This is a genomic window from Megasphaera sp. MJR8396C, from assembly GCF_001546855.1.
Classification (GTDB): Bacteria; Bacillota; Negativicutes; order Veillonellales; family Megasphaeraceae; genus Megasphaera.
Window position 1 is genome coordinate 1 of sequence record NZ_KQ958197.1, and the last position, 2318, is coordinate 2318.

At 43.4% G+C, this 2318-nt stretch carries 2 protein-coding genes; both read left to right on the forward strand.

Features of this window, described 5'->3' with window-relative positions; translation table 11 throughout:
• Window positions 1-760 precede the first annotated feature (760 nt).
• Window positions 761-1759 carry a phage replisome organizer N-terminal domain-containing protein gene (locus HMPREF3201_RS11655; RefSeq protein WP_062412461.1) on the forward strand — a complete coding sequence of 333 codons (999 nt, stop codon included), beginning with the start codon at window positions 761-763 and terminating at the stop codon, window positions 1757-1759.
• Window positions 1752-2153, forward strand: a complete 402-nt coding sequence (locus tag HMPREF3201_RS11660) for a hypothetical protein (RefSeq protein ID WP_197408271.1) — start codon at window positions 1752-1754, stop codon at window positions 2151-2153. The genes HMPREF3201_RS11655 and HMPREF3201_RS11660 overlap by 8 nt, the downstream gene beginning before the upstream one ends.
• Window positions 2154-2318: the final 165 nt, after the last annotated feature.

Below are 2318 nucleotides of genomic sequence, written 5' to 3' on the forward strand. Positions count from 1 at the left end.
CCACCAGTTAAACTGGTGGTTTTGATTTGTACCTAATTAGGTATCGATTATGTTTTCTTCAATCAATAAGAACAGTTTCTTTTCATTCTTTAGCAATAATTATTGGATAATACCTCGATATGTTTGAATTCTATTATTGCGTAAAAAGTCTTAATGATGCGGTTTATAACTAGTTGGTGGGCGTCATAGAGTTCGTGATGTAACGCGTTACGTATAAGAAAAGAAAGAGAAGAGATAAGAGGAGAATAGATAAGACAATATACATAAGACAAGAAAAGATAAAATAATCTGAGACAAAAGATGATGAAATATTTGAGAGCAATTAAAGTTATGCCGGATAGATTTTTTATTTTGTAGATTGGATTTGATGTGTTGAGATTTGTTTTAATGAGATCATTTTTTTGAGGCTTTTGGATTCTTTTTTGTCTTTTGTGAAGTTCCTTTTGGGGAGTGATTTTTTCCGGAAAGGGACTTTTTTTGTATTTTCATGAAAGACAAATGTATTAGTTTACGATTTTTTGAAAGTTCAGAAAACTTTAAGTTTTTGAATGCAAAAATTATCACTTAGAATGTATAAATAGGAAAAGATGTAAAACCGGCTGAAATACGAAAAAAAACGAAAGAAAAAAATTGGAAAATAGCGATTTTGGGTAAAAAGTTTGAAAAAAAAGTTAGACGATTGGCCTTTTTTTTGTCTTACTTAGATAGGAGGGTAATTTCGAAAGACATTCCCCGAGAAGAAAAAAATGAGGTGCTGGCAATGAAAAAGTTACAATGGCTGAAAACGAAAGTTGGGCTCTTTTTAGATCCCCGTATCCTTTATTTGATGAATCTTCCCAACGGCGATTCGTATATCGTGCTTTGGTTCTTCTTAAAGGATATGGCAGGCATGGTCAATGACGACGGTAAGATTTACGTGTCCGAGACCGAGCCCCTTACGACGCAGCTCATTGCCAAGAGCCTGCATCGCCGCCAGCCTTTTATTGAAAATGGGTTGCGTGCATTGGAACAGGTCGACCTTATTGAACGCGACGAAAAAGGCTTGATTCGCATCGTCATCTGGGAAGAACTGCAAAGTTTTCATCGCGATGAGAAGCGAAGGGAGCAGACTAATGAACGGGTTCGCCGCTATCGTGAGAGGCGGCGTATGGCTCAAGAAGCTCAACAAGAAAGCTTTCAGGAAGAAAATACGGATGTCGTCGGCACTTCCGGCGAAGACATTCTCGAACCTTCCCATGGTAATCCCGTCGAGTCCGTATCGGTGGAATCTATCGTAGCTGAATCAGATGAAGCCGAACACGGCGTTGAAGCAAAATCTGTATCCGAGGAAGAGACCTGTCATGAAACAGCTCCGGAAATGCTCCCAGGAGAAGCTGTGACGACGCCGAAGGCGGCAAAGGGTTATGCCTCGGTCCAGACGTATCAGAACCTTTTTGGGCCCATGCAGGGCGATTTTGCCCATCGATTGATTACCTTGGAAAACATGTGGGGCAGTGAGCCCACTTGTACGGCCATTGAGATGGCTCACGAAAACAAGGTCAATAATATCAACTACATCGCCGCCATTTTGAAGAACAGCAACGGACGACCGATGCGCGGCAAACGAAAGGAAGATAAGTATAATGGCTATGCGAACTTTGATGGGTATATTGACGGCGTGTTACGGGGAGAACCAGAATATAAACCACATTTTCGTCGAGACGCTGAAGGACAATCTGGGCTCCGACATATCGGTGACTCAGGCCAAAACCTTGGCTAACCGACTTGTTTCTTCGCATAAATTTTCGCCGTCCATTTCCGAGATCGTTGCCGAATGGCAGCAGATGAAAAGGGAGACGAACCGCCGCGTCTACGAGGCTACACCGGTTTCTATGACCATGAGCCCGGAAACGAAACGGCGCGTGACGGAGACCATCGAGCGGATTCGTGAAAGCAGGCCCAAGGAATATGGCGCCATGAGTCCCCATGTGCTGGAATTTGCCCGCCAGTTCTTTCCCCATATTAGCGAGGCGACGGCCCAGCGAAACTGCCTCGATATCATGAACTGCATGAGTACTCGGGAGTCTGAAATTGCGTCCGGAAGCCCTTATCGGACCTATATGGAATTGAATGATAACGGCATGATTACCTTAGTCATCCGTAAAATCGCATAAAGAAAGGAGCGTCTATGAACAAAATTTGGAGTTTCTTACGAAACCTCGACAAGAGGAAACTCATCTTCATCCTGCAAAGGGCCAGTGCCATCTTGCTTCCCATCAGGCCCTATGCTGAATGCGGAAGGACCGATACCTGTCCTTGTCCCATTAAAAAGAAGGCCA